Source organism: Variovorax sp. FW305-3-2-15-B-LB1 (assembly GCF_058787635.1).
The window spans coordinates 24,444-47,208 of the sequence record NZ_JBYSZY010000051.1 but is presented as its reverse complement, the minus strand read 5'-3'; the positions used below and the strand labels follow the sequence as shown (position 1 = coordinate 47,208).

Here is a 22,765-nt window from a genome sequence, read left to right as displayed (position 1 = left end):
GCCCCGCTCCCCCCTCACGGGACAACCCGCTTGACAGCGTTTTCGAGATTTATGACATTTATGATCATAAATACCCGAAACGCAGATGCCCCCTTCCCAACCCAAGCCCTCGCTCACCCGCGACAAGCGCGTGAAGCGTTCCGACCAGGTGGTCGACAACATCAAGCGCTGGGTCGTGCAGACCCAGCAGCAGGTCGGCAACAAGCTGCCGCAGGAGAAAGAGCTGATCGAGCAGCTCGGCGTGTCGCGCGGCACGGTGCGCGAGGCGCTGGCCGCGCTGCAGGTGCAGGGGCTGGTCGCGATCAGCACCGGCCCCAACGGCGGCGCCACGCTCACGCAGGCCTCGTACGAGCAGTGCCTGCAGGCGGTGTCGAACTTCCTGTACTTCCAGCCGGTCGACATCACGATGCTGTACGCGCTGCGGCGCGTGGTCGAGCCCGAGCTGGCCGCCAACGTGGCCACGCGCCTCACCGAGGCCGACCTGGCCGCGCTGGAGGCGCTGATCGGCCACAGCCACCCGGCGCACGGCGGCAGCGCCGACTGGAACGAGCGCCGCGAGGCCGACCTGCTGTTCCATGACCGCCTGGCCGAGGCCTGCAGCAGCCCCTTCCTGGCGCTGGTGTGCCGCCTGCTCAACGACGTGATCCGCCGCGTGATCATCGTGCGCAACGCACTCACGGAGTTCGACCAGTTCGACGAGGAGATCGTCGACAGCCACACCGAACTGCTCGACGCACTGCGCGCCCGCGACCCCGCGCGCGCGCGCGAGGTCATGCGCGTGCACATGGAACACGCCGAAGCCCTGGCCCTGGAGGCCGAATCCCGCGTCGACCGCGGCAGCCTGCTCATGAAGAAACCGACCGGCTGACGCCCGCGCGGCGTGGGCTGACCCGCCGCCGCCCTCTTCTCCTGCTCTCTCTTGCCTTCACCCCGGTCGCGCCGGGGTGCGGGGTTTCCTTTGCCTGAACTTTCCTTGAGACCTCCCATGACTGCATTCCCCGCCCTCTGGCAGCGCAGCGCCATCGACCTCGCCGACGCCGTGCGCCGCCGCGAGGTGTCCTGCCGCGAAGTGACGACCAGCGTGCTCGCGCGCATCGCCGAACTCAACCCGCGCCTCAATGCCCTGGCCGAAGTGCTGGCCGACGAAGCCCTGGCCAGCGCCGACGCCGCCGACGCACGCACCCCGCGCGGCGAGCCGCTGGGCCCGCTGCACGGCGTGCCGGTCAGCATCAAGGTCAACGTCGACCAGGCCGGCCACGCCACCACCAACGGCGTGATCCCGCTGAAGGACCACATCGCCCGCGAAGACGCGCCGGTGGTGGCGCACTGGCGCAGCGCGGGCGCCGTCATCGTGGGGCGCAGCAACACCGCGACCTACTCGTCGCGCTGGTTCACCGACAACGGCGTGCACGGCCGCACGCTGAACCCGTGGGACGCGGCCATCACCCCCGGCGGCTCCAGCGGCGGCGCGGCCTCGGCGGTGGCCGCCGGCATGGGCGCGCTGGCGCACGGCAACGACATCGGCGGCTCGATCCGCTACCCCGCGTATGCCTGCGGCGTGGCCGGCCTGCGCCCCACGGCCGGCCGCGTGCCGGCCTTCAACCCGAGCGCGACGAGCGAGCGCGGCATCACGCCGCAGCTCATGTCGGTGCAGGGGCCGCTGGCGCGCAGCATCGCCGACCTGCGACTGGGCTACGAGGCCATGGCGCGCCCCGACGCGCGCGACCCGAACTGGGTGCCCATGCCGCACGAGCTGCCGCGCCCCGCCGGCCCGATCCGCGTGGCGCTGTTCAAGCGCGCGCCGGGCATCCCGGTCGACCCGGCCGTCACGCAGGCGCTGGACGATGCCGCGCGCTGGCTGCAGCAGGCGGGCTACGCGGTCGACGAAGCCGAGCTGCCCTGCTTCGGCGAAGCCGCCGCCCTGTGGCGCACGCTGATCGTGGACGACACCCGCCGCAACATCATCGCGGGCGTCGAGCAGCACGGCGACGACCTCATGCGGCGCAGCCAGCGCTACCTGCTCGAAGGCATGGCCGAGACCGACCGCGACGGTTTTCTGGATGCGCTCGCGCGGCGCCAGGCGCTGCTGCGCAGCTGGTCGATGTTCATGCAGACCCATCCGCTGGTGCTGATGCCCGTGTCGTGGCAGCGCCCCTGTCCGCAGGACGAAGACGTCGCCAGCCTGGAGCGCGCCCGCGCCCTCATCGACGCCCAGAGCCCGCTGCTCGCCACCGCCGCGCTGGGCATGCCCGGCCTCGCGGTGCCCACCGGCATGGCCGGCGGCGCGCCCATGGGCGTGCAGCTGCTGGCCTGGCGCTTTCGTGAAGACCTGCTGCTGGAGGCCGGCCAGGTGCTCGAAGACGCGGCGCGCTTCACGCCGCTGGTCGCGCAGTGACCTTTCTTTTCCCGCTCTTCCAACGATTCCAACTACCCGGAGACTTTCGATGACCCCCTTCACTTTCCCCACCGGCCCGGCACTCTCGCGGCGCGGCCTCATCCGCGCGGCAGCGGCCACGGGCCTGGGCGGCCTGCTGCCGTACGGCGCGAACGCGCAGCCGGCGGTCAACCGCCTGATCGTGCCCTTCCCGGCCGGCGGCCCGGCCGACTTCATGGGCCGGCTGCTGTCCGAAAAACTCAAGGACGAGCTCGGCCGCCCGGTCATGGTCGGCAACCGTCCCGGCGCCGGCACGCGGCTGGCGGCCGAGGTGCTGAAGAACAGCCCCGCCGACGGCACCACCATGCTGCTGGCGCCGGTCGACCCGATGTTCATCGGCCCCGCCATCTACGCCAACATGCGCTTCAACCCGGCCACCGACTTCAAGCCCGTGACCGACGTGAGCGGCATCCAGTTCGGCCTGGCCGTGAGCGCCGCCTCGCCGGTGAAGACGCTGGCCCAGTTCGTCCAGGCCGCCAAGGCCCACCCCGACCAGGGCTCGATCGGCATCACCACCGTGGGCTCGCTGCTGCACTTCCTGGCGATGGACTTCGTGGCCCTGTCGCGCAGCGGCGCCACCCTGGTGCCCTACCGCGGCGGCGCGGCCATGGTCACCGAGCTGATCGGCGGCCAGGTGGCCTCGGGCATGGACGCCACAACCACCCTCACCGAGTACCACCGCGCGGGCAAGCTGCGCGTGCTGGCCGTGGCCGGCGACAAGCGCGCCGACGGCCTGCCCGACGTGCCGACCTTTGCCGAGTCGGGCTACCCGACGCTCGTGGCCTCGTCGCGCTATGTGCTGTACGCCCACGCCAACACCGCGCCCGCCACGCTGGCCCAGTGGAACCGGGCCGTGCGCAAGGTGCTGGCCCTGCCCGACGTGCGCGAAAAGCTCGGCCGCGTGGGCTACGACCTGCTGCCCGGCGCGTCGAGCGAAGAGGTGGTGCGCTACACCGACGCGCTGGCCGCGCGCTGGCTGCCGGTGATCAAGGCCTCGGGCTACAAGGGCGACTGAGGCCCGGCGGCAGCGACCCAACCGCCGAAAAGTGTGCGTAAACGCACCGACCGGCGGCGACGGGGCTCTCACACTGGCATGGCAACCGCCGCAGTCCGCGGCGGCCTTCTTCCTTTTTTCTTCCACTCAAGGATTCGCCATGAACACCCAGGCTGCCCCGATCGCCTCCGCCGCTTCGGCGTCTTCCTCTTCGTCGTTCCTTGCCACGCCCGCGGCCCGCGACGACGCCGGCAAGCTGGTGCTGCGCGTGTCGGTCGGCGTGCTGATGCTGCTGCACGGCATCTTCAAGCTCTCGGCCGGCGTCGGCTTCATCGGCGGCATGCTGGCCAAGGCCGGCCTGCCCGGCGGGCTGGCCTACCTCGTGTTCGTGGGCGAGATCGTCGCGCCGCTCCTGATGATCGCGGGCCTGTGGACGCGCGCCGCCGCCGCCGTGGTGGTGATCAACATGCTCTTCGCCTTCGGCCTCGTGCACATGGCCGACCTGTTTGCGCTGACCAAGCAAGGCGGCTGGGCGCTGGAGCTGCAGGGCCTGTACCTGTTCGGCGCACTGAGCGTGGCGCTGATGGGCGCCGGCCGCTACAGCGTGGCGGGCTCCAACGGCCGCTGGAACTGATCTAGTCGCCGCGCACCTGCGACACCATCAGCGCCAGGCGCTCGGCATCGGCCACCACCAGCGCCTTGCCGTCCTTGCGCAGCACGCCGCCGCGCACCAGCGTGTTGAGTTCGCGGGTCACCTGCTCGCGGTTGGTGCTGATCTGGCTGGCCAGTGCCGCGTGCTTGGGCGCGGGCTCCAGCCGGGCCTCGTTACCGTCGATGCCGGCCTCGCGCGCCAGGCGCAGCAGTTCGGCATGCAGGCGGTTCTGCACGCCCAGCGTGCTCAGGTCGATCACCCGCTCCGACAGCTGCCGCACCAGCGCGGCCAGCCGCTGCATCACGCGCTCGGCCACCAGCGGCTCCTCGCGCAGCAGCGCCAGGAAGGCCGTGCGGTCCAGGCTGGCGACCACGCAGGGTTCGAGCGTGACCACGTCGGCCGAACGCGGCCCGCCGTCCAAAGCGGCGATGTCGCCGAAATGCGCGCCGGCCTCCGAATCGCGGAACGTCACCTGCCGGCCGTTGGCCGCGTAGGTCGTCACCCGCACGCGGCCCGACACCAGCAGGAACACCTCGCCCTGCAGGTCGGCACGCAGCATCAGCGGCTTGCCGGCCGCCACGCTGTGCCACAGGCACTGGCGCGCCAGATGGTCGAAGCGGTCGTCGGACAGGCCTTCGAGCAGCGCGATGCGGCGCAGCGCGAGGCTGGAGCGGGGGGTGGGTTCGGGTAGGGCCATGCCGGTGGTCATCGAGGCGCGCGCATTATGCTCGGGTGCCGCTTCGAACCCGTTCATGGACAGACGTTCCCCTCCTTCCCCTTTTTTGCTGAGAACGCCGACACGGCGCAACCTCCGCTGGGCGAGCGGGCTGGTGCTGATGGCCTACATCACGGCGCACCTGCTGAACCATTCGCTGGGCATCGTCTCCTTCGCCGCGGCCGAAACCGTGCTGCGCGGCGTGCAGAAGTTCTGGCACAGCCTGCCCGGCACGCTGCTGCTGTACGGCGCCGCCCTCACCCACCTCGTGCTCGCCGTGGCCGCGCTGTGGGAACGCCGCACCCTGCGCATGCCGCCGCTCGAAGCCCTGCGCGTGCTGCTGGGCTTTGCGCTGCCGCTGTTGCTGGCCACCCACCTCACCGCCATGCGCGGCGCCTGGCTGGCCTACGGCATCGAGGGTTCGTACGTGCGCGTGGTCTGGGGCCTGTGGGACCTGGCCGGCGCGGGCGCGCAGCTGGGCATGATGCTCGCCGCCTGGGCCCACGGCTGCCTCGGCCTGCACTTCGCGCTGCGCGTGCGCCCGCTCTACCGGCGCCTGTTCGCGCCGCTGCTCGCGGTGGCCGTGCTGCTGCCGGTGACCGCCGCGATGGGCTTCGTCTCGATGGGGCGCGAGTTCCAGTGGACCGGCGTGCCGCCCGTCGTGCTGCCGACACCCGAACAGGGCCGCGCGCTCAACGCCGCCGAGACCAACCTCAAGCTCTACTACGCGCTGGCCTTGCTGGCCCTGCTCGCGGCCTACGCGGCGCGCAGCAGACTCGCGCGACGCGCAAGCGGTGCCACCGTCGCGCTGCGCTACCCCGACCGCACCGTGCACGTGCCGCCCGGCTGGAGCGTGCTCGAAGCCAGCCGCTCGCACGGCATCGCGCACGTGTCGATCTGCGGCGGGCGCGCGCGCTGCTCCACCTGCCGCGTGCGCGTGGGCGGTGCGCCCGAACACATCGGCATGCCGGGCCGCGACGAGCAGCGCACGCTCGAACGCGTGCGCGCCCCGCACGACGTGCGGCTGGCCTGCCAGCTGCGCCCGCGCGGCAGCATCGAGGTGACGCCGCTGTTCGCGCCGCTGCCGCGCGAAGGCCGGCCCGCACCGGTCGGCCGCTTCGGGCACGAGCGCGACGTGGCGATTTTGTTCGTCGACCTGCGGCGCTGGTCGGGCCTGTCGGAACGGCAATGGCCCTTCGACCTGGCCTACGTGCTCGACCGCTACTTCGCCATCGTGGGCGCCGCCGTGCGCGAGAGCGGCGGCGTGCCCAACCAGTTCATCGGCGACAGCGTGATGGCCATCTTCGGCCTCGAGAGCGACCTGCCCACCGCCTGCCGGCAGGCCCTGCACGCCACCCAACTCATCGGCGAGCGCATGGACGCATGGAACGTCGACTTCCAGGCCCAGTTCGGCCAACACCTGGACTTCGGCATGGGCCTGCACGCCGGGCGCGCGGCCGTCGGCGAGGTCGGCTACCTCGAGACCACCACCTTCACAGCCATCGGCGAAGTGGTCAACACCGCGAGCCGCCTGCAGGACCATTCCAAGACCGCCTCGGCGCGGCTCGTGGTCTCGCAGTTCGCGGCGCAACAGGCCGGCGCCGAAGCAACGCTGGGGCCGGTCGACACGCTGAACGTGCGCGGGCGCTCCGAGCCGCTGGCCGTGATGTATTCACGCGCAGCAAAAGCGGCCTGAGCACCACCTGCCGGATTCGGTGCGCAAACGCACAGCGCCTTCCGTGATGCGGTTTCACACTGCAGCTTGTGGCAACGACGACTGTCCGCCGCCCACAGACTCAAGGGAAATCTCATCATGAACAGCAAGCAACTCCTCGCCATTTCCGCCGCCGCCTTCGCCCTGCTGGGCACCGTGGGCGCGGCCCACGCCGAAACGTATGAAGGCGTGCACGCCATCACCTCGGCCGCCAGCCGCGCCGACGTGCGCACCCAGGCCGTCGCCGCCGCGCGCAATGGCAACGAGTACTCCGACGCCGCCGCCGAAGGCACCGTGGCCGTGACCTCCACGCTCGACCGCCAGGCCGTGCGCGACCAGGCCGTGGCCGCTGCCCACAACCCGCTGCAAAGCCTGGACCGCCGCGCCTTCTACCGCGACGAAGTGCCCGCCGCCTACAAGAAGCCGGCCGTGAGCTTCACGCGCCAGGCCGGCCTGTAATCACGACGCCACCTGCACCCGCGCCGCGCGCGGGCCTGCGGCCTCGGTGATCGTGAAGCGCACCGGCAGGAAGCGCTCGATCACCGCGCAGTTCGTGCGCGTGTGCGGCGTCACTTCGCTGCAGGTGAACGCGCCCGACTGCCCCGGTTGCCGGAACACCGCCAGCGCCAGCAGCAGCGCGAGCTGATCGGCCAGGTGCGGCCCCACGGCCGCGTCCTCGTGCTTCTGGAAGGCGCGCACCTCCTTCACGAGGCCGTGCGCCACCTGCTCCGCGCTCAGCGTCTTCTCGCCGAAGGCCGTGAACACCTCGGTGAGGTGCGCGTAGGCCAGCGTCACCAGCAGCGCATTGCCCGGTCCTTCGTTCTGGCGCGTCGGCACCGTGCGCAGCTGCTCGGCCTGCGCCGACCAGCCCATCGCCGCCCCCACCGTCTCGAGTTCGCGCGCCGCCACATGGCGCGGCAGGCCGGGCGCCAGGCACTCCGCATGGCCCGCCAGCAGATGGCCGCGCGACAGCAGGTCGAAGGCCTGCAGCCGCGCGCCGTCCGCCGCCGGCACGATCGTCGCGTCCACCTCGCCACCACCGGCCGGATAGAAGCCGCAGCGGCGCAGCACCAGCTGCAGGTCGCCGCCGAGGCGACGTACCAGCGGCGCGAACGCGCGCTCCAGGAAGTGGAACGGCGGCGCCATCGGGTTGTGCGTGCCACCGCTCAGCCGCAGACGGCTCACCTGCCCCGCGGGTTGCAGCAGCAGCGGCGGCAGCACCGTCTGCAGCACCAGCATGCAGCTGCCCGCGCCGGCGATCGCAAAACGGTAGTCGCCCGCGCGCACCGGCCCCGGTACGAAGCGCAGCGACTGCGAGCCCAGTTCGGCGCCCTCGACCTGCGCGCCGCTGATCTCAGCGGCCGCGTGCACGCACGCCAGGTGCTGGCGCATCAGGCCCGGCTTGGCCCGGCCCGCGCGGATCTTCGCGATGGCCAGCGGCCGGCCCGTGACCATCGACAGCGCGAGGCCGGTGCGCAGGATCTGGCCACCGCCTTCGCCTTGGGAGCCGTCGAGTTCGACGGCATCGAGCGCTCGTTGTTCTTCTTGTGCTTCCGTCATCGGGACACTTCTTTCTTTTTTTGTTCAGTCGTTTGTCGTTGTTCTTGTTTGCGCGGTCCCGAGCCGGCATGCGCGACAGCGCACCGCCGTGCTGTGGATGCTGCCGAGCGCCACCTCGTACCACCACTTCTGCTGCTTGGCCGTCCACACTTCTTGTGCCCCGCAATCGCGGCAGGTGAACGCCTTGTCGACGTAGAAGGTGGGCAACGGTCCGTAGGTGTTGTTGTGCGCGGCCAGCAAGGCCGTGTCGGCCGCGACCATGCCTTCGGCGCGCAGCAGCCGTGCATCGGCCTGGCGCTGCTGCAATGCCACGGCGCGCGCGGCGCGGTCGAGGCGGTGCGCCTTGATTTCGGCACGCCGCTGCTTGTTGCTTTTCATTTTTCTTTGAACCTCCGCAGTACGTCGCTACGAAGGCAGGTCGGTCTTCCGACCCCCCTCCTATAGCTCCTCCACTGTCACGATACCTTCGCCCGCAGCGAGTTGAACGATGCTGCCCAACACCTGTCGCGCAAAGTCGGTGTTCGCAAGCAGGCAGACCACAAAGCCATCCGCCTCGATGCTGACCATGGCCTGTGCCCATTCCGAAGGCGTCGAAGGCGGCGCCGGATAGAAATCCGCGCGCTCGCCCTCGACGTTCAGATGGCCGCCGATGCCTGCCTTCCTGCAGATGCCTTGCGCGACTTCGCGCGACGGCAATGCGAACTTGATGCGGTACTCGATGCCCACGGTCAGCCCTTCACACACACCACCTGCTTGAGCGTGTAAACCACCTCCACCAGGTCCTTCTGCGCCTCCATCACCGCGTCGATGTCCTTGTAGGCCATCGGGATCTCGTCGATCACGTCGGCGTCCTTGCGGCATTCCACGCCTTCGGTCGCAGCGATCTGGTCGGCGACGGTGAAGAGCTTCTTGGCCTTCGTCCGGCTCATCTTCCGGCCCGCGCCGTGGCTGCAGCTCATGAAGCTCTCGGGGTTGCCCTTGCCGCGCACGATGTAGCTCTTGGCGCCCATGCTGCCGGGGATGATCCCCAGTTCGCCGAGCTTCGCGCTCACCGCGCCCTTGCGGGTCACGAGCACGTCCTGCCCGAAGTGCGTCTCGCGGCTCACGTAGTTGTGGTGGCAGTTCACCGCTTCCACGTGCGCTTCGAACGGCTTCGTGATGACCTTGCGCGCGGCCGCGACCACGCGCTGCATCATCACTTCGCGGTTCGCCCGTGCGAACTTCTGGGCCCAGCCCACCGCACGCACGTAGTCGCCGAAGTACTGGGCGCCTTCTTCGAAGTACGCCAGGTCCTGGTCGGGCAGGTTGCGCTGGTGCAGCTGCGCGTCCTTCTTCGCGAGTTCGATGAAGTGCGTGCCGATGGCATTGCCCACGCCGCGCGAACCCGAGTGCAGCATGAACCACACGGCGCCCGCTTCGTCGAGGCACACCTCGATGAAGTGGTTGCCGGTACCCAGCGTTCCCAGGTGCTTGTGGTTGTTCGTGTTCTTGATGCGTGGATGGTCCTCGCAGATCAGTTCGAACTCGTCCACCAGCTTGGCCCAGGCGGCATCGGTTTCGTCGGGCGGGGTTTCCCACGAACCCTTGTCGCGGCCCATGCGCTTGGGGTTGCTTCCGTGCGGCACGGCCTTCTCGATCGCCGAACGCAGCGGGCCCAGGTTGTCGGGCAGGTCGCGTGCGTTGAGCGTGGTCTTGCAGGCCATCATTCCGCAGCCGATGTCCACGCCGACCGCGGCGGGGATGATGGCCTTGAAGGTCGGGATCACCGACCCCACGGTCGCACCGATGCCGTAGTGCACGTCAGGCATGGCCGCGATGTGCTTGAACACGATGGGCAGGCGCGCGGCGTTCTCGAGCTGCTTCTGCGCCTCGTCTTCCACGGGCACGCCATTGGTCCACATCTTCACGGGGACGCCGTTGGCGACTTCATGCAGTTTGTAGTTCGTCATTTTTCTTTCCTCTTCTCTCTATCTATCTATTCTTCACACTCGTTGGTGGACACGGCGGGATTCGAACCCGCATCAATACGGCGACCATGGTGTTTGAGTCCGATGGCCCAGTCGACGATTGGAAACGCGCGCCAGTGACAGACCCGTCATCGGAGCCAGCACCTGCATCCTCAACCTTGCTCGTCAACCGACTTGCCCGCCGTACCTGGTCTTACCCAGGCTGCCGGCAATTTCAAACATTTTTGGCAGTGGCGCTCCCTTCTGTGCCTGCGTGCCCGTGTCTCTCTTATTTCTCTACCGCTCAGGACCCGTTCGGCCGCAGCGTCACGAGTCCGTTGAGCACCTGGTCCAGGCCGCCGACCACCGAGATCTTGTCGATGCGCTCGGCCACGCGTTCCAGCGTCTCGAGTTCCTTCATGCGCAAGGCGACGGGGTTGCCCTCCATCACCTTCGCGGTGTTCAGCAGCGAGCGCGTGGCCGCGGTTTCCTCGCGGCGACGGATCACGTTGGCCTGGGCCGACTTCTCGGCCTCCACCACCTGCGCGAGGATGGTCTTCATCTCGCCCGGCAGGATGATGTCCTTCACGCCCACGCTCTCCAGCACCAGGCCCGAACCTTCCAACCGCTCACGCACCTGCGCCAGCACCGTCTGGTCGATGGCCGACTTGTTCTCCAGCAGGGCGTCGAGCGTCTGCTCGCCCACCGCCGCGCGCAGGCCGAACTGCAGCTCGCGGTACACATGCTCGGCCGGCTTGGGCATCTGCGCCAGGGCCTGGCGCACATCGGTGAAACGCCACACCGCCGACAGGTTCAGCCGCAGCCCCACCTTGTCGCGGGTCAGGATTTCCTGGCCGCTCACTTCGGCGATCTGCGAACGCAGGTCCACGCTGGTCACGGCCACCTGCCGGTTGAAGCGCCAGAAGCCGTGGTTGCCCGGCGGCAGCAGCGCCTGCATCTGGCCTTCGAGGGTCAGCACGCCGGCGTGGAACTCGGGCACCTGCACCAGCAGCACGCCTTCGAGCCCCTGCACCGCACGCGGACGCAGCGCCACGCTCTGCAGCTTGGCCAGCAGCTCGGCCGGCAGGCGTGCATCGGCGGCCACGTCGATCACGTCGACGCGCTGCTCGCGCAGGCCGCGCCAGTAGAGCTTGCGGGTGGCGGGCGGCAGCACCTGCACCAGCACGCCGTCTTCATGGCGCAGGCCGACCTCGGTCTCGCCCAGCGACACCTGCACGAACTCGCGCTGCACCAGCTGCGGCTCGCGCGCCAGGAAGTAGTCGGCCAGCTCGTGGTCGAAGGCCGGCTCGGCCAGCGAGAAGCGTTCGAGCTGCACGGTGTCGAAGCCCGTGAACACACGGTACTTGCCCGCGGCGTACAGGCCCGCGAAATCGCCGTTGCGCAGCAGCAGCACGCGTTCGTTCTTCTTCACGGTGAATTGGGTGAATCCCAGCATTTTTTCTTCCTCTCTCTTCTTCTTCGTTGCGGTTGTCGTTCGTTGTTCGTCTGCCTTGCAGATCAGGTATCGGGGCCCACGAAGGGCAGGCGGCGGGCACCGTGGCTTGCGAGGTCAGCAACGCAGCGGTCGACGGGTCGGTGCGGTGGCTGCGCCATCGCCTCCTTCTGCGTCGATGGCTGCATGCGGTTCCTGGCAGAACGCGCGATGCGCAAGCCGCCTGCACTGGCACGGTGTCGCTCGGCCGGGCCCTGCCCTGCGCCTCGCTCCGGTGTGCCGGGGCGGTGGGGCTTTCGCCCCCATCAAAGCGGCGGTGCGAACACCGCCGAAGGTTGTTTGCGGGAATCGAACCCGCCACGCCGCGTGGTTAGCACGGTGCTCCACCATGAGCAGACTGGAACAAGTCCAGTGACCAAAGCAGTTCAACAGCGGCATACCGCGGACCCAAGAACAGGTCTGGCCTGCGGCACCGGGCCGCTTTCATGCGGCACCTGGGAGCGGATGAACTGCATCCGGACAGACTCTCTATTGCAGCGAGCGTGCCAACTTGCGCGCCCGGCGCCCCGGAACACGGTGACGGCGATGCAAGTCATTGACCGGAAAGGGAAATTTCTTCTTCATCCGGTGTGACACGGCGCCCATCCCTTGCTAGCATTCGGATAATTTCTAGAATTTCAGCTAGTCTTTTATCCATGAAGCCCATCGTCGTCATCGGTTTCCTCGGCACCCAGCTCGATGCCGGCCAGGGCGCGGGGCGCTGGAACAAGTGGCGCCCCACGGTCTCGCTCGCGCAGCACGACGACATGATGGTGGCGCGCATCGAGCTGCTGCACACGCGCAAGCACACGGCGCTGGCCGAGCTGGTGAAGGCCGACATCGCCGCCGTGTCGCCCGAGACCACCGTCAACCTCGTGCCCTTCGACCTCGAAGACCCGTGGGACTTCGGCGAGGTCTACACGCGCCTGTACGACTGGGCGCGCGCCTACCCCTTCCAGCCCGAGCGCGAGCAGTACTGGACGCACATCACCACGGGCACGCACGTGGCGCAGATCTGCATGTTCCTGCTGTCGGAATCGCGCGTGGTGCCGGGCGTGCTGGCCCAGACCTCGCCGCCGCGCAAGCAGCGCCAGGGCGACGCCGGCAAGGTCGCGCTCATCGACCTCGACCTGTCGCGCTACGACCCGATCGCGCGCCGCTTCGACGCCGACCAGCGCGACGCGGTCGCCTTCCTGAAGAGCGGCATCGCCACGCGCAATGCGCGCTTCAACGCGCTCATCGACGAGATCGAGCGCGTGGCCGTGCGCTCGCGCGCGCCGATCCTGCTGGTGGGGCCGACGGGCGCGGGCAAGTCGTTCCTGGCGCGCCGCATGTTCGAGCTGAAGCAGGCGCGCCACCAGGTGACGGGGCCGTTCGTCGAGGTGAACTGCGCCACGCTGCGCGGCGACGGTGCAGCCTCCACGCTGTTCGGGCACAAGAAGGGTTCGTTCACCGGCGCCGCGAGCGACCGCGCGGGGCTGCTGCGCACCGCGCACCAGGGCGCGCTGTTTCTCGACGAGATCGGCGAGCTCGGCCTGGACGAACAGGCGATGCTGCTCAAGGCCATCGAGGAAAAACGCTTCTTCCCCGTGGGCGCCGACAAGGAAGTGGAGAGCGACTTCCAGCTCATCGCCGGCACCCACCGCGACCTGCGCCGCGACGTGGCGCAGGGGCGCTTTCGCGAAGACCTGTTCGCGCGCATCAACCTCTGGACCTACGACCTGCCCGGCCTCGCACAGCGGCCCGAGGACATCGAGCCCAACCTCGACCACCTGCTGGCCCTGCACGCGGCCGAGAACCACCGCGTGGTGCGCTTCAACGCCGAGGCGCGCACGGCCTACCTGCGCTTTGCGCAAAGCAGCGAGGCGATCTGGCGCGGCAACTTCCGCGACCTGTCGGCCAGCGTGACGCGGCTTGCCACGCTGGCTGACGGCGGTCGTATCGCGGTCGCGCTGGTCGAGGCGGAGATCGCGCGGCTGCGCTGGCTGTGGAAGCACGAGGGCACGGGCGCTTCAGTGGCGGCGGACGATGAGGTTGACCTGGAAGCCTTGCTCGGCGAAGAGAAGTTCGCCGCGCTCGACCTGTTCGATCGCCTGCAGCTCGAAGCGGTGGTGCGTGTGTGCCGGCCGGCACGCAGCCTGTCGGAGGCGGGGCGCCAGCTGTTCCAGGCCTCGCGGACGCAGCGCAGCGTGGTCAACGATGCGGACCGGCTGCGCAAGTACTTGGCCAAGATGGGGCTGGACTGGGCGCGCGTTTCAGCCGATGCGCGCCCCTGAGGGCGTGGGCTATCCTCCGCCCGATGCCCATCTCCGCATTCGCCGTGAAGGTTCCCGCGGCTGAACCCATCGCCGCAGACCTTCGCCGCCGCTTCGACCCCACCGTGGCGCTCGGCGTGCCCGCCCACATCACGCTGCTCGTGCCCTTCATGGACCCGGCGTTGATCACCGACGAGGTGCTCGCCCGCGCGCGGCGGGTTCTGCAGCGCACGGCGTCGTTCTCCTTTGCTCTCGGCAAGGTCGGGCGCTTTCCCGAGACCGCCTACCTCGCACCGGAGCCCGCCGCGCCGTTCATCGAGATGACGCGTGCGCTGATGAAAGAGTTTCCCGACTTCCCGCCGTACGACGGCTTGCATGACGACATCGTTGCGCATCTGTCGGTGGCGCATGGCAACGCGCTGCATGCGGAAGAAGCGGCCATCGAATTGCAGGCGCGGCTGCTTGCATCGGGGCCGGTGCAGGCGCGCTGCACGGAGGTTGTGCTTATCGAGAACGCGTCGGGGCAGTGGTTGGACATGCATGTCTTCCCGCTCGCGGACCCCGCGACGATCCTTCGCCCATGACCGAGATCTACATCAGCACCGACGTCGAAACCGACGGCCCGATCCCCGGCCCGCACTCGATGCTCAGCTTCGGCTCGGCCGCCTACACGGCCGACAAACAACTCGTTTCTACGTTCAGCGCCAACCTGCACACGCTGCCCGGCGCCGAGGCCGATCCAAAAACCGCCGCCTGGTGGCAAACCCAGCCCGAGGCCTGGGCCGCGTGCCGCACCGACCTGCAGGACCCGACGCATGCCATGAAGAACTACGTCGCGTGGCTCAAGGGGCTGAAGGCGCGGCCGGTGTTCGTGGCGTACCCGGCGGGCTTCGACTTCCTGTTCGTCTACTGGTACCTGATGCGCTTCGCGGGCGAGAGCCCGTTCAGCCATTCGGCGCTCGACATGAAGAGCTTCGCGATGGCCCTGCTGAAGATCGGCTACCGCGACAGCACCAAGCGCGCGATGCCGCGCCGCTGGTTCGACGCCGGGCTGCCGCACACGCACGTGGCACTGGACGACGCCATCGAGCAAGGCGCGCTCTTCTGCAACATGCTCGCCGAAAGCCGGCAGGCATGACCACGACAACAACATCGACGCGCCGCTGGTGGCAGCTGCCGCTCGCCGCCCTGCCCCTCTTCCTGCTCGGCGGCTGCGTGCAGTCGATGTTCTATTACCCCGACCGCGTGCGCTACGAAACGCCCGACGCGCTGGGCCTGCGCTACGAGAACGTGCGCTTCACCAGCGCCGACGGCACGCGCCTGAGTGGCTGGTTCATTCCCGCTGCGGGCCGGACTGACCCGAAGACGGCGAAAGGCACGGTGGTGCACTTCCACGGCAACGCGCAGAACATGAGCAGCCACTGGCGTTTCGTCGCGTGGCTGCCCGCGCAGGACTACAACGTCTTCGTGTTCGACTACCGCGGCTATGGCGAATCGGACGGCGAGCCCGAGCCCCGCGGCGTGTTCGAGGATTCGAATGCCGCGCTCGACCATGTGCGCGCTCGCGCGGACGTCGATGCGTCGCGGCTGTTCGTCTTCGGGCAGAGCCTGGGCGGCACGAACGCGATCGCGGCCGTGGGCTCGGGCAACCGGGCCGGCGTGAAGGCGGTGGCGATCGAGTCGACCTTCTATTCGTACCGCTCCATCGCCAACGACAAGCTGCCGGGCGCCGGCCTGCTGGTGCGCGACGACTACGCGGCCTCGAAGTTCGTCGCGGCCCTTGCGCCGATTCCGCTGCTGCTGATCCACGGCACGGCCGATGCGGTGATTCCGCACGGCCACTCGCAGCGCCTGCTGGCCGACGCGAAAGAACCCAAGCAGCTGATCGAGGTGCCGGGCGCCGGCCACCTCGAACCGATGGCGGCGCCGCGCTTTGGCGCCACGTACCAGCAAGCCCTCACCACCTTCTTCGACAGCGCCCCGGCGCTGCCTTCCCGCCCATGAAACACTTCGACGAAGCCGCCACCGCCGCACCCCTGGGTTTCGAGCAGCTGGTGCCCGCGCTGCGCGCCGCCTTCGCGGCCGAGGCGCAGGTGCCGCCGCGCCACGTGCACAGCATCGAGACCGGCGGCGACGCGGCCACGCGCGGCACGGTGTTGATCATGCCGGCGTGGAGCGACACGGGCTTCCTGGGCATCAAGACGATCAACATCTTTCCGGGCAACGGCGCGCGCGGCCTGCCGGGGCTGCACGCGACCTACGTGCTGTACGACGCACGCACCGGCGTGCCGCTGGCGATGATGGACGGCAACGAGATCACGGCGCGGCGCACGGCGGCCGCCTCGGCGCTGGGCGCCTCGTTCCTGGCCCGCGCCGACGCGCGCAAGCTGCTGGTGCTGGGCACCGGCCGCATCGCGCGCATGCTGCCCGCCGCGCATGCGAGCGTGCGCCCCATCGACGAGGTGTGGGTGTGGAACCACCGGCCCGATGGCGCCGAAGCGCTGGCCGAGCAATGGCGCAGTGAAGGATGGAACGCGCAGGCGGCCGGCACCGACCTCGAAGCGGCCGTGCGCAGTGCCGACATCGTGAGTTGCGCCACGCTGGCGACCACGCCGCTGGTGCGCGGCGAGTGGCTCGCGCCGGGCGTGCACCTCGACCTGATCGGCAGCTTCACGCCGGCGATGCGCGAAGCCGATGTGCACTGTTTCGACGGCACGCGCACCTTCATCGACACGCCCGAGGCCTTGCAGAAGGCCGGCGATCTGCTCGATGCGATCGCGGCCGGCACCTTGCGTGCCGACGCGGTGCAGGGCACGCTCGCCGAGCTGTGCCGCGGCACGCGGCCCGGGCGCACGGGCGATGCCGAGCGCACGGTGTTCAAGGCCGTGGGCAGCGCGCTCGAAGACCTGAGCGCGGCCACGCTGGTGTGGCAGGCGCGCGCAAACCCCTGAGGTCCGCGCGGCCCGCCACGGTCGCCGCCAGCGTCAGAACGTCACGTTCGCCGACAGCCAGATCGTGCGTCCCGCCGGCGTGGTGCCCGCCACCGACGCGCCGCCCTGGAAGTACTCGTTGACCCAGGCCGAGGTGCCCGCCAGGTTCACCTGCTGGAACTTGCGGAAGTCCTTGTTGAACAGGTTGTTGATGTTGGCGTTCAGGCGCACGTTCTTCGACACCTGGTAGGAGCCGCCCAGGTGGAACAGGTGGTACGCCTTGATGTCGCCCACCGCGCGGTAGATCGCCAGGTTGTTGCCCGTGAGGCGGGCCGGGTCGCCGGTGAAGCGCGGGCTCTTGCCGCGGTATTCGCCGCGCAGCCAGAAGCGCCACTTGGCGTCGGGGTTCCAGTCGACCTGCGCGTGCAGCAGGTGGCGCGCGGTGTCGGCCAGCTTGCCGTTCTTCACGCCGCCTTCGATCACTTCGCTGTCGGTCCAGGTGTAGCCCGCCTTCAGGCCCCAGGCCTTGGTGAGCTGCACGCGGCTGCTCAGCTCCATGCCCCAGGTCTTGGCCTGGTCGACGTTGACCGAGTAGTTGGCGGTGGGGTCGACCACGCAGCTGGAGATGCGCGCCACGCTGCAGTCGCCGCCGCTGGCGATCTTGTCCTTCACCTTGTTGTGGAACAGGGTCGCCGAGGCGGTCAGGCCCTTCTGGTTGTTGAACAGCGCCGACAGCTCGGTGCTGGTGCTGGTCTCGGGCTTGAGGTTCGGGTTGCCGATGTTGAGCGTGGCGCCCTGGCCGCTCACGCCGCTGATGCCGTCGATCAGCTGGTTCAGGCGCGGCGCGCGAAAGCCCTTGCTGACGCCGCCCTTGAAGGTCCACTGCGGCGTGGCGTCCCAGACCAGGTAGCCGCGCGGGCTCACGTGGCCGCCGAAGGCGCTGTGGTGGTCGTAGCGCCCGCCCAGCGTGGCGGTGAGGCCGGGCGCGAGGCGCCATTCGTCTTCGGCGAACAGCGCCCACATGGTCTGGCTCTGCGAGCGGGGCAGCAGGCCGTCGACCAGCTTGGCGTCCCACCACTGGCCACCGACGGTGAGCACGTGGGCGTCGCCCACCGGCGCGACGAGCTTGCTGTCGAGCACGAGGTTGGTGGTCTTGAGTTCGCGTTCGCGGCCGCGGTCGGCTTCGTTCAGCCAGTACACGGTGCGTCGGGCCGCGGCATTGCGCGGAATGGCGCCGCCGGGAATCGTGCGGCCGACGGTCTCGGTCGTGGTGTGCATCAGGCTGCTTTCCACCGTGCCGAAGCCCAGGCGCCCGGTGTGGCCGATGGCGACCTGGTCGCGGTTGAAGCGCAGCGCGTCCAGGTAGCCCGGCGGGTTGTTGCCGGTGCGGGTGGGCGCGGCGGCATCGCGCGTGCCCAGCCGGCCGTCTTCGTTGTCGTACCAGCTGCGGCCCGATTCGACGTCGAGCCAGATGTCGTGCTGGCGGTTGGGCGTGAGCATCAAACGCCCGCCCACGCTGTGCTGGCGGCTCTCGGCGGGCGCCGGGTTGCGCGCCGTCGCGGGCTGCGCCTGGCCGGGGGCCAGCACCCAGTCGGCGGCTTCGCGGCGGTAGATGTTGCCGCGCAGGGTCAGGCCCAGCAGGTCGGTGGCGACGGGGCCGCTCAGGTACACGCTGGAGCGCGTCTGCGAACCCCACTCGCTGTCCTGCGGAATGCCGGTTTCCATCGTGACCTGGCCGCCCCATTCGCGCGCCACCTTGCGCGTGATGATGTTGACCACGCCGCCCATGGCGTCGGAGCCGTACAGCGTGGACATCGGGCCGCGGATGACCTCGATGCGCTCGATGGCCGCCAGCGGCGGCATGAAGCTGGTGTGCGCGGCGCCGAAGCCGTTGGGCGTCACGTCGCCGGCCACGTTCTGGCGGCGGCCGTCGATGAGGATCAGCGTGTAGTCGCTGGGCATGCCGCGGATCGAGATGTCCAGGCCCCCGGTCTTGCCGGTCGAGCCGCCCACGTCTATGCCTTCGACGTTCTGCAGCGCCTCGGCCAGGTCGCGGAACTGGCGCGTTTCCAGCTCCTGGCGCGTGATCACCGAAATGGAAGCGGGCGCGTCCTTGAGTTCCTGCTCGAAGCCGGTCGCGCTGACGACGACCTCGCGCAGTTGTTGTTCAGCGGGCGTCTGGGCGAACAGGGCGGGAGAAAAAAGAGATGCGGCGGCCAGCGCCAGCACCGACGGACGCGGCCGACGGCCGCAACGCGAAAACAACATGCAAAAACTCCACGGGAAACGGCAGGAAAAACAGGGCCGCTCTCGGGATGCGTTGTTGTTGCGTACCAACTGATCAGCATCAATTCTATTGAGAATGAAAACAAATATTATTTGCATCCAGAACCATCGAAGGGACATTGCGAGAGGCCGATGGCGCTTCGTGTAGGCCCTGCTTCCGGCCACCCAGACAAACCCCATGTCAGCCGAAAGTTCATCTTGAATTCGGGGGCGGATACGTCATCTGGCGAATGGCAGCCCGCGAAGGGCGCTGTTACTCTGGAACAAGAAAAAAGAGAGGTCCGCCATGCTCACCATCCTTCAGAAAGCCGTGATCCTCGGGAAGGCCGGCGTCGATGTGCCAGCCCGTCCGCTGGACGACCTGTCGACGCCGATGGCCACCGGCTCGCCGGTGAAGGCGGAAGGCGTGTCGCAGAAGGCGCACGAATGGGCGCGGGCCGTCGAGACCTTGTACGTCAGCTACGTCGCGGCGCGCGCCGCGAAGAGCCTGCGCGACGCCGAAGAGGCGCGGCAGTCGGCCATGCTGCGGCAACTGTCGGCCGCGGTGCAGGCCTGAGCACCATGGGACTGTTCGATTTCCTGAAGAAGAAAAAGCAGCCGGAAGTGGACATGCCGTCGACGCTCGAGGCCGGCATGGCCTCGCAGGCGGAAGACTTCATCGGCGCCTTCTCGCAACCCGGCGCGCCCATCGACAGCGCGGCGCTCGACTACTCCGAAGCCTCGCTGGTCCTGGTCGACCAGGTGCTCGAAGACTTCTTCCAGCAGCAGGCTCCCTTGCCCGACGACCTGCACTTCCTGGCGTCGGCCTACGTGTTCGAAACCGCACGCCGCGAGTTCGGCGGACGCTACCTGCGCGGCGACGACGACAACCCCTTCGTCCTCGTGATCGGCCCCGACAGCGCACAGGTCGGCGTCTGCGCCATGGCCAAGGTGCGCGGGCGCGCCGTCAACGGGCCGGAAGACAGCCTCGCGTTCTTCTACGCCGGCATCGCGCCCGTGGTGCAACGCGGCGTGAGCGCCACGCTGGTCTGACACAGCGGCAGCAGCGGGCGCCTCACGGCCCGCTGCCGCCCCCTGCCACCTCCCCTTCAATCGAACTGCGTGGCAACCTGCCGCTGCGTGCCCAACCCTTCGATGCCCAACGTGACGACATCGCCGCCCTTCAGGTAGACCGGCGGCTTGAACCCCATGCCCACGCCGGGCGGGGTTCCGGTGGAAATGATGTCCCCCGGGCGCAGGCTCATGAACTGCGAGAGGTACGCGATCAGGTAGCGCACGCCGTAGACCATGGTGGCCGTGGAGCCGCTCTGGCGCCGCACGCCGTTGACGTCCAGCCACATGTCCAGCTGCTGCGGGTCGGGCACTTCATCGGGCGTCACGAGCCAGGGCCCGATCGGTCCGAAGGTGTCGGCCGACTTGCCCTTGGTCCACTGGCCCTGGCGCTCGGTTTGAAAGGCGCGCTCCGACACGTCGTTGATCAGGCAGTAGCCCGCGACGTGGTCCATCGCATCCGCTTCGCTGACGTACTTCGCGGTCTTGCCGATCACCACGCCCAGCTCCACCTCCCAATCGGTCTTGGTGGAGCCGCGCGGAATCTCGAGCACGTCGTTCGGTCCGCCGATCGCCGAGGTGGCCTTCAGGAAAACGATGGGCTCGGGCGGCACCGTGGCCCCCGTCTCGGCCGCGTGGTCCGAGTAGTTGAGCCCGATGCAGATGAACTTGCCCGAGCCGGCCACGCAGGCACCGATCCGCGGGGCGCCCTCCACCAGCGGAAGGCTCTGCGGGTCCAGCGCGGCGAGGCGCGCCAGGCCGGAAGGCAACAGCACCTCGTGTGCGATGTCGTTCACGTGCATGGAGAGGTCGCGCAAGCGGCCTTCTGCGTCGAGCATCGCCGGCTTTTCCTGGCCGACGGCCCCGTAACGCAACAGCTTCATTCGTCATTCCTTGGTGGTTGGTTGGCTGGCTATCTGGCGGCGCTGCTGCGTGCCTTGCCGAGCTCGGAGAACAGTTCCTGGGTCAGTGCCGGATCGATCTGTTTGACATGCTTGTCCGTGACCGGCGCGAGCTTCTCGCGCAGGCGTTCGCGCTCGGCGGCGGGGAACTCGGTCAACACCATGCCCTGGCCCTTCAGGAACTCGGCGGCCCTGGCGTTGACGTCGCGGTTGGCGGCGCGCTGGAAGGGCTGCGTCTCCCGAGCCGCATCGAGAAGGATCTTGCGTTCGTCGTCCGACAGCTGCTCCCAGCGCTTCTTGCTGAACAGCAGCACCACGGGGTTGAACACGTGCCGCGTGTTGGAGCCGTACTTCTGGATCTCGTAGTACTTCGAGGCTTCCACCAGCGAGTACGGATTTTCCTGGCCGTCGACGGCCTTCTGCTCCAGCGCGGTGTAGACCTCTGGCAGCGGCAGCGGCGACGGGTTGGCGCCCAGCGCGCGGAAGGCATCGATCATCACGGGGATCTGCATCACGCGCAGCTTCAGGCCCTGCAGGTCTTCCATCTTCGCCACCGGCCGCCGGCTGTTGGTGACGTTGCGAAAGCCGTGCTCGAAGTAGGTGAGGCCGATCAGCCCCTTCTCGGGCAGCTTGTCCAGCAGCTTGCGGCCGACCGGGCCATCGAGCACGAAGTCGGCTTCCTTCTCGTTGTTGAACAGGAACGGCAGGTCGAACAGCGAGAACTCCCGGGCCATGCCCGAGAGCAGGCCCGGGATCGCCATCGTCATTTCCACCGTGCCGCCCTGCAGCGAGGCGATGACCGAGGCATCGCCGCCGAGCACGCCCGAAGGAAAGAGCTTCACCTTCATCTTGCCGCCGCTCTTTTTCTCGACGATCTCCGAGAAGCGCTGCGCCCCCATGCCCTGCGGATGCTCCTTCTGGTTCACGAAGGCGAACTTGAAGGTGCGCTCCTGGATGTTCTGCGCAGCGGCGAGGCCGGCCGCCAGGAACGCGCTCAGGACGAGGCAGGTGGCGGCCAGGCGATGCGGCAATTTCTTGGGCATGGGCATCTCGGTGAGAAGGTGTGGCGACCCGCGCGCGATCAGACCGCGACGCGTTCGAACTGGACGCTGCGGCAGTCCATCTCGTACTCGAGATCGACCACGGGCGGGCGGTTGTAGTGCCAGGTCAGTCCGTGCCGCGCGGCACCGCGCTTGACGATCTCGTCGGCGATGAAGGGATGGATGTCGTGCACCGTGTACAGCTGCGAGCCCGTGGTGCTGGCCCAGGTGAAGCCCAGCGATGCCAGGCGGCGCTCCATTTCATCGAGCACCCACTGCGCCTTCTTCAGGATGGCGGGCGGAGAGGTGTCGCCCAGGCGCACGGCATGGTCGCGGTAGTGCCCCTTGCCTTCCGGCGCTTCGGCACTGCCCGCCACCACGAACGACGCCGCCGCCTCGGCGTCGGGCACGGTGTAGCTGAACGCATGGAACGAGGGCTCCGACGGCGGCGACAGCGCGGGGCACACGTTGCTTCGCGCCACCGGATTCAGGTCGCCGATGAAGATCCCCCACTCCTTCAACGTGCCCACGTAGAGGTTGTTGAACTCGACGAAGCCCTGTTCGGTGAACGGTGCCGGGGACCGCAGTTCGCACGCGCAGAAGGCGGCCAGCGGACGCGAGGCCTCCTCCAGGATTTCCTTGATGCGACGAAAACCCTGCTTCAGGGGCAGGGGCTCCAGGAAGCGCACGCGCTCGATGCGAAACCCAGGTTCGGCGGCCACGCCAGCCGAGTACTGCTGGACGCCCGGAATGAACCGATAGCCGCCTGGGAGGGAGAGTTGGAGTGCCGACACG

The 22,765-nt window shown here is 68.8% G+C and carries 23 protein-coding genes; 13 read left to right on the top strand and 10 right to left on the bottom strand.

What is annotated here, in order from left to right; all coding sequences use genetic code 11:
• Nucleotides 1-85: 85 nt before the first annotated feature.
• The 4 genes from AC3WQR_RS24890 (at nt 86) to AC3WQR_RS24875 (ending at nt 4,062) form a co-directional block, all read left to right on the top strand.
• Complete coding sequence (locus AC3WQR_RS24890) at nt 86-868, top strand: FadR/GntR family transcriptional regulator (protein ID WP_070061946.1); 783 nt, start codon at nt 86-88, stop codon at nt 866-868.
• Between the two features lie 117 nt (nt 869-985).
• A complete protein-coding gene (locus AC3WQR_RS24885) occupies nt 986-2,395 on the top strand; it encodes an amidase family protein (RefSeq protein WP_492744345.1) in 1,410 nt (469 codons plus the stop codon).
• A 49-nt stretch (nt 2,396-2,444) separates the two neighbouring features.
• Nucleotides 2,445-3,449 (top strand): tripartite tricarboxylate transporter substrate-binding protein, encoded by a 1,005-nt coding sequence (locus AC3WQR_RS24880; protein WP_492744343.1) that lies wholly within the window; start codon nt 2,445-2,447, stop codon nt 3,447-3,449.
• Nucleotides 3,450-3,588: 139 nt separating this feature from the next.
• Nucleotides 3,589-4,062: a DoxX family protein gene (locus tag AC3WQR_RS24875; RefSeq protein WP_492744341.1), complete on the top strand. Its 474-nt coding sequence runs from the start codon at nt 3,589-3,591 to the stop codon at nt 4,060-4,062.
• Between the two features lies 1 nt (nt 4,063).
• Here AC3WQR_RS24875 and AC3WQR_RS24870 read toward each other — a convergent pair whose 3' ends face one another.
• Nucleotides 4,064-4,789, bottom strand: a complete 726-nt coding sequence (locus AC3WQR_RS24870; protein WP_492744349.1) for a Crp/Fnr family transcriptional regulator — start codon at nt 4,787-4,789, stop codon at nt 4,064-4,066.
• Between the two features lie 43 nt (nt 4,790-4,832).
• Here AC3WQR_RS24870 and AC3WQR_RS24865 point away from each other — a divergent pair, with 43 nt between their 5' ends.
• Complete coding sequence (locus tag AC3WQR_RS24865) at nt 4,833-6,491, top strand: adenylate/guanylate cyclase domain-containing protein (RefSeq protein WP_492744339.1); 1,659 nt, start codon at nt 4,833-4,835, stop codon at nt 6,489-6,491.
• A gap of 117 nt (nt 6,492-6,608) precedes the next feature.
• On the top strand, nt 6,609-6,968 hold the full coding sequence (locus AC3WQR_RS24860) for a hypothetical protein (RefSeq protein WP_062479876.1): 360 nt from the start codon (nt 6,609-6,611) through the stop codon (nt 6,966-6,968).
• Here the strand turns inward: AC3WQR_RS24860 and rtcA are convergent, their stop codons facing one another.
• From rtcA to AC3WQR_RS24835, 5 genes are all read right to left on the bottom strand, one after another.
• Nucleotides 6,969-8,069 carry an RNA 3'-terminal phosphate cyclase gene (rtcA, locus tag AC3WQR_RS24855; protein WP_492744337.1) on the bottom strand — a complete coding sequence of 367 codons (1,101 nt, stop codon included), beginning with the start codon at nt 8,067-8,069 and terminating at the stop codon, nt 6,969-6,971. It lies immediately after the preceding gene.
• 24 nt (nt 8,070-8,093) lie between these two features.
• Entirely contained in the window at nt 8,094-8,447 is a 354-nt protein-coding gene (locus tag AC3WQR_RS24850; protein WP_492744335.1) for a zinc-ribbon domain-containing protein, read from the bottom strand.
• A gap of 60 nt (nt 8,448-8,507) precedes the next feature.
• Complete coding sequence (locus AC3WQR_RS24845) at nt 8,508-8,795, bottom strand: hypothetical protein (RefSeq protein WP_492744333.1); 288 nt, start codon at nt 8,793-8,795, stop codon at nt 8,508-8,510.
• A 2-nt stretch (nt 8,796-8,797) separates the two neighbouring features.
• Nucleotides 8,798-10,018: an RtcB family protein gene (locus tag AC3WQR_RS24840; RefSeq protein WP_307589349.1), complete on the bottom strand. Its 1,221-nt coding sequence runs from the start codon at nt 10,016-10,018 to the stop codon at nt 8,798-8,800.
• Between the two features lie 301 nt (nt 10,019-10,319).
• Nucleotides 10,320-11,471 carry a slipin family protein gene (locus AC3WQR_RS24835; protein ID WP_492744330.1) on the bottom strand — a complete coding sequence of 384 codons (1,152 nt, stop codon included), beginning with the start codon at nt 11,469-11,471 and terminating at the stop codon, nt 10,320-10,322.
• 692 nt (nt 11,472-12,163) lie between these two features.
• On the opposite strand from AC3WQR_RS24835, the gene rtcR reads away from it, so the two are divergent.
• The 5 genes from rtcR to lhpI are packed head-to-tail and all read left to right on the top strand — an operon-like array spanning nt 12,164 to nt 16,713.
• Nucleotides 12,164-13,783, top strand: coding sequence for an RNA repair transcriptional activator RtcR (rtcR, locus tag AC3WQR_RS24830; protein WP_492744328.1), 1,620 nt, complete (start codon nt 12,164-12,166; stop codon nt 13,781-13,783).
• A gap of 23 nt (nt 13,784-13,806) precedes the next feature.
• Nucleotides 13,807-14,346 (top strand): 2'-5' RNA ligase family protein, encoded by a 540-nt coding sequence (locus tag AC3WQR_RS24825; RefSeq protein WP_492744325.1) that lies wholly within the window; start codon nt 13,807-13,809, stop codon nt 14,344-14,346.
• Nucleotides 14,343-14,900, top strand: a complete 558-nt coding sequence (locus tag AC3WQR_RS24820; protein ID WP_095746720.1) for a 3'-5' exonuclease family protein — start codon at nt 14,343-14,345, stop codon at nt 14,898-14,900. The genes AC3WQR_RS24825 and AC3WQR_RS24820 overlap by 4 nt, the downstream gene beginning before the upstream one ends.
• Nucleotides 14,897-15,766: an alpha/beta hydrolase gene (locus AC3WQR_RS24815; protein ID WP_492744322.1), complete on the top strand. Its 870-nt coding sequence runs from the start codon at nt 14,897-14,899 to the stop codon at nt 15,764-15,766. The genes AC3WQR_RS24820 and AC3WQR_RS24815 overlap by 4 nt, the downstream gene beginning before the upstream one ends.
• Complete coding sequence (gene lhpI, locus AC3WQR_RS24810) at nt 15,763-16,713, top strand: bifunctional Delta(1)-pyrroline-2-carboxylate/Delta(1)-piperideine-2-carboxylate reductase (protein ID WP_492744320.1); 951 nt, start codon at nt 15,763-15,765, stop codon at nt 16,711-16,713. Before AC3WQR_RS24815 ends, lhpI begins: the two co-directional genes overlap by 4 nt.
• A 33-nt stretch (nt 16,714-16,746) precedes the next feature.
• On the opposite strand, the gene AC3WQR_RS24805 is transcribed toward lhpI, so the two are convergent.
• Complete coding sequence (locus AC3WQR_RS24805; protein ID WP_492744318.1) at nt 16,747-18,960, bottom strand: TonB-dependent receptor domain-containing protein; 2,214 nt, start codon at nt 18,958-18,960, stop codon at nt 16,747-16,749.
• 304 nt (nt 18,961-19,264) lie between these two features.
• Here AC3WQR_RS24805 and AC3WQR_RS24800 point away from each other — a divergent pair, with 304 nt between their 5' ends.
• Both AC3WQR_RS24800 and AC3WQR_RS24795 read left to right on the top strand, forming a co-directional pair.
• Entirely contained in the window at nt 19,265-19,534 is a 270-nt protein-coding gene (locus AC3WQR_RS24800) for a hypothetical protein (RefSeq protein WP_070061928.1), read from the top strand.
• A 5-nt stretch (nt 19,535-19,539) separates the two neighbouring features.
• Complete coding sequence (locus tag AC3WQR_RS24795; protein WP_062479847.1) at nt 19,540-20,010, top strand: hypothetical protein; 471 nt, start codon at nt 19,540-19,542, stop codon at nt 20,008-20,010.
• A gap of 56 nt (nt 20,011-20,066) precedes the next feature.
• On the opposite strand, the gene AC3WQR_RS24790 is transcribed toward AC3WQR_RS24795, so the two are convergent.
• Genes AC3WQR_RS24790 through cnbZ form a run of 3 tightly spaced genes read right to left on the bottom strand, consistent with a single transcriptional unit; the run spans nt 20,067 to nt 22,764 of the window.
• Nucleotides 20,067-20,912: a fumarylacetoacetate hydrolase family protein gene (locus AC3WQR_RS24790; RefSeq protein ID WP_492744315.1), complete on the bottom strand. Its 846-nt coding sequence runs from the start codon at nt 20,910-20,912 to the stop codon at nt 20,067-20,069.
• A gap of 29 nt (nt 20,913-20,941) precedes the next feature.
• Complete coding sequence (locus AC3WQR_RS24785) at nt 20,942-21,973, bottom strand: TRAP transporter substrate-binding protein (RefSeq protein WP_492744313.1); 1,032 nt, start codon at nt 21,971-21,973, stop codon at nt 20,942-20,944.
• A gap of 38 nt (nt 21,974-22,011) precedes the next feature.
• A complete protein-coding gene (gene cnbZ, locus AC3WQR_RS24780) occupies nt 22,012-22,764 on the bottom strand; it encodes a 2-amino-5-chloromuconate deaminase CnbZ (RefSeq protein ID WP_062479841.1) in 753 nt (250 codons plus the stop codon).
• Nucleotide 22,765 lies beyond the last annotated feature (1 nt).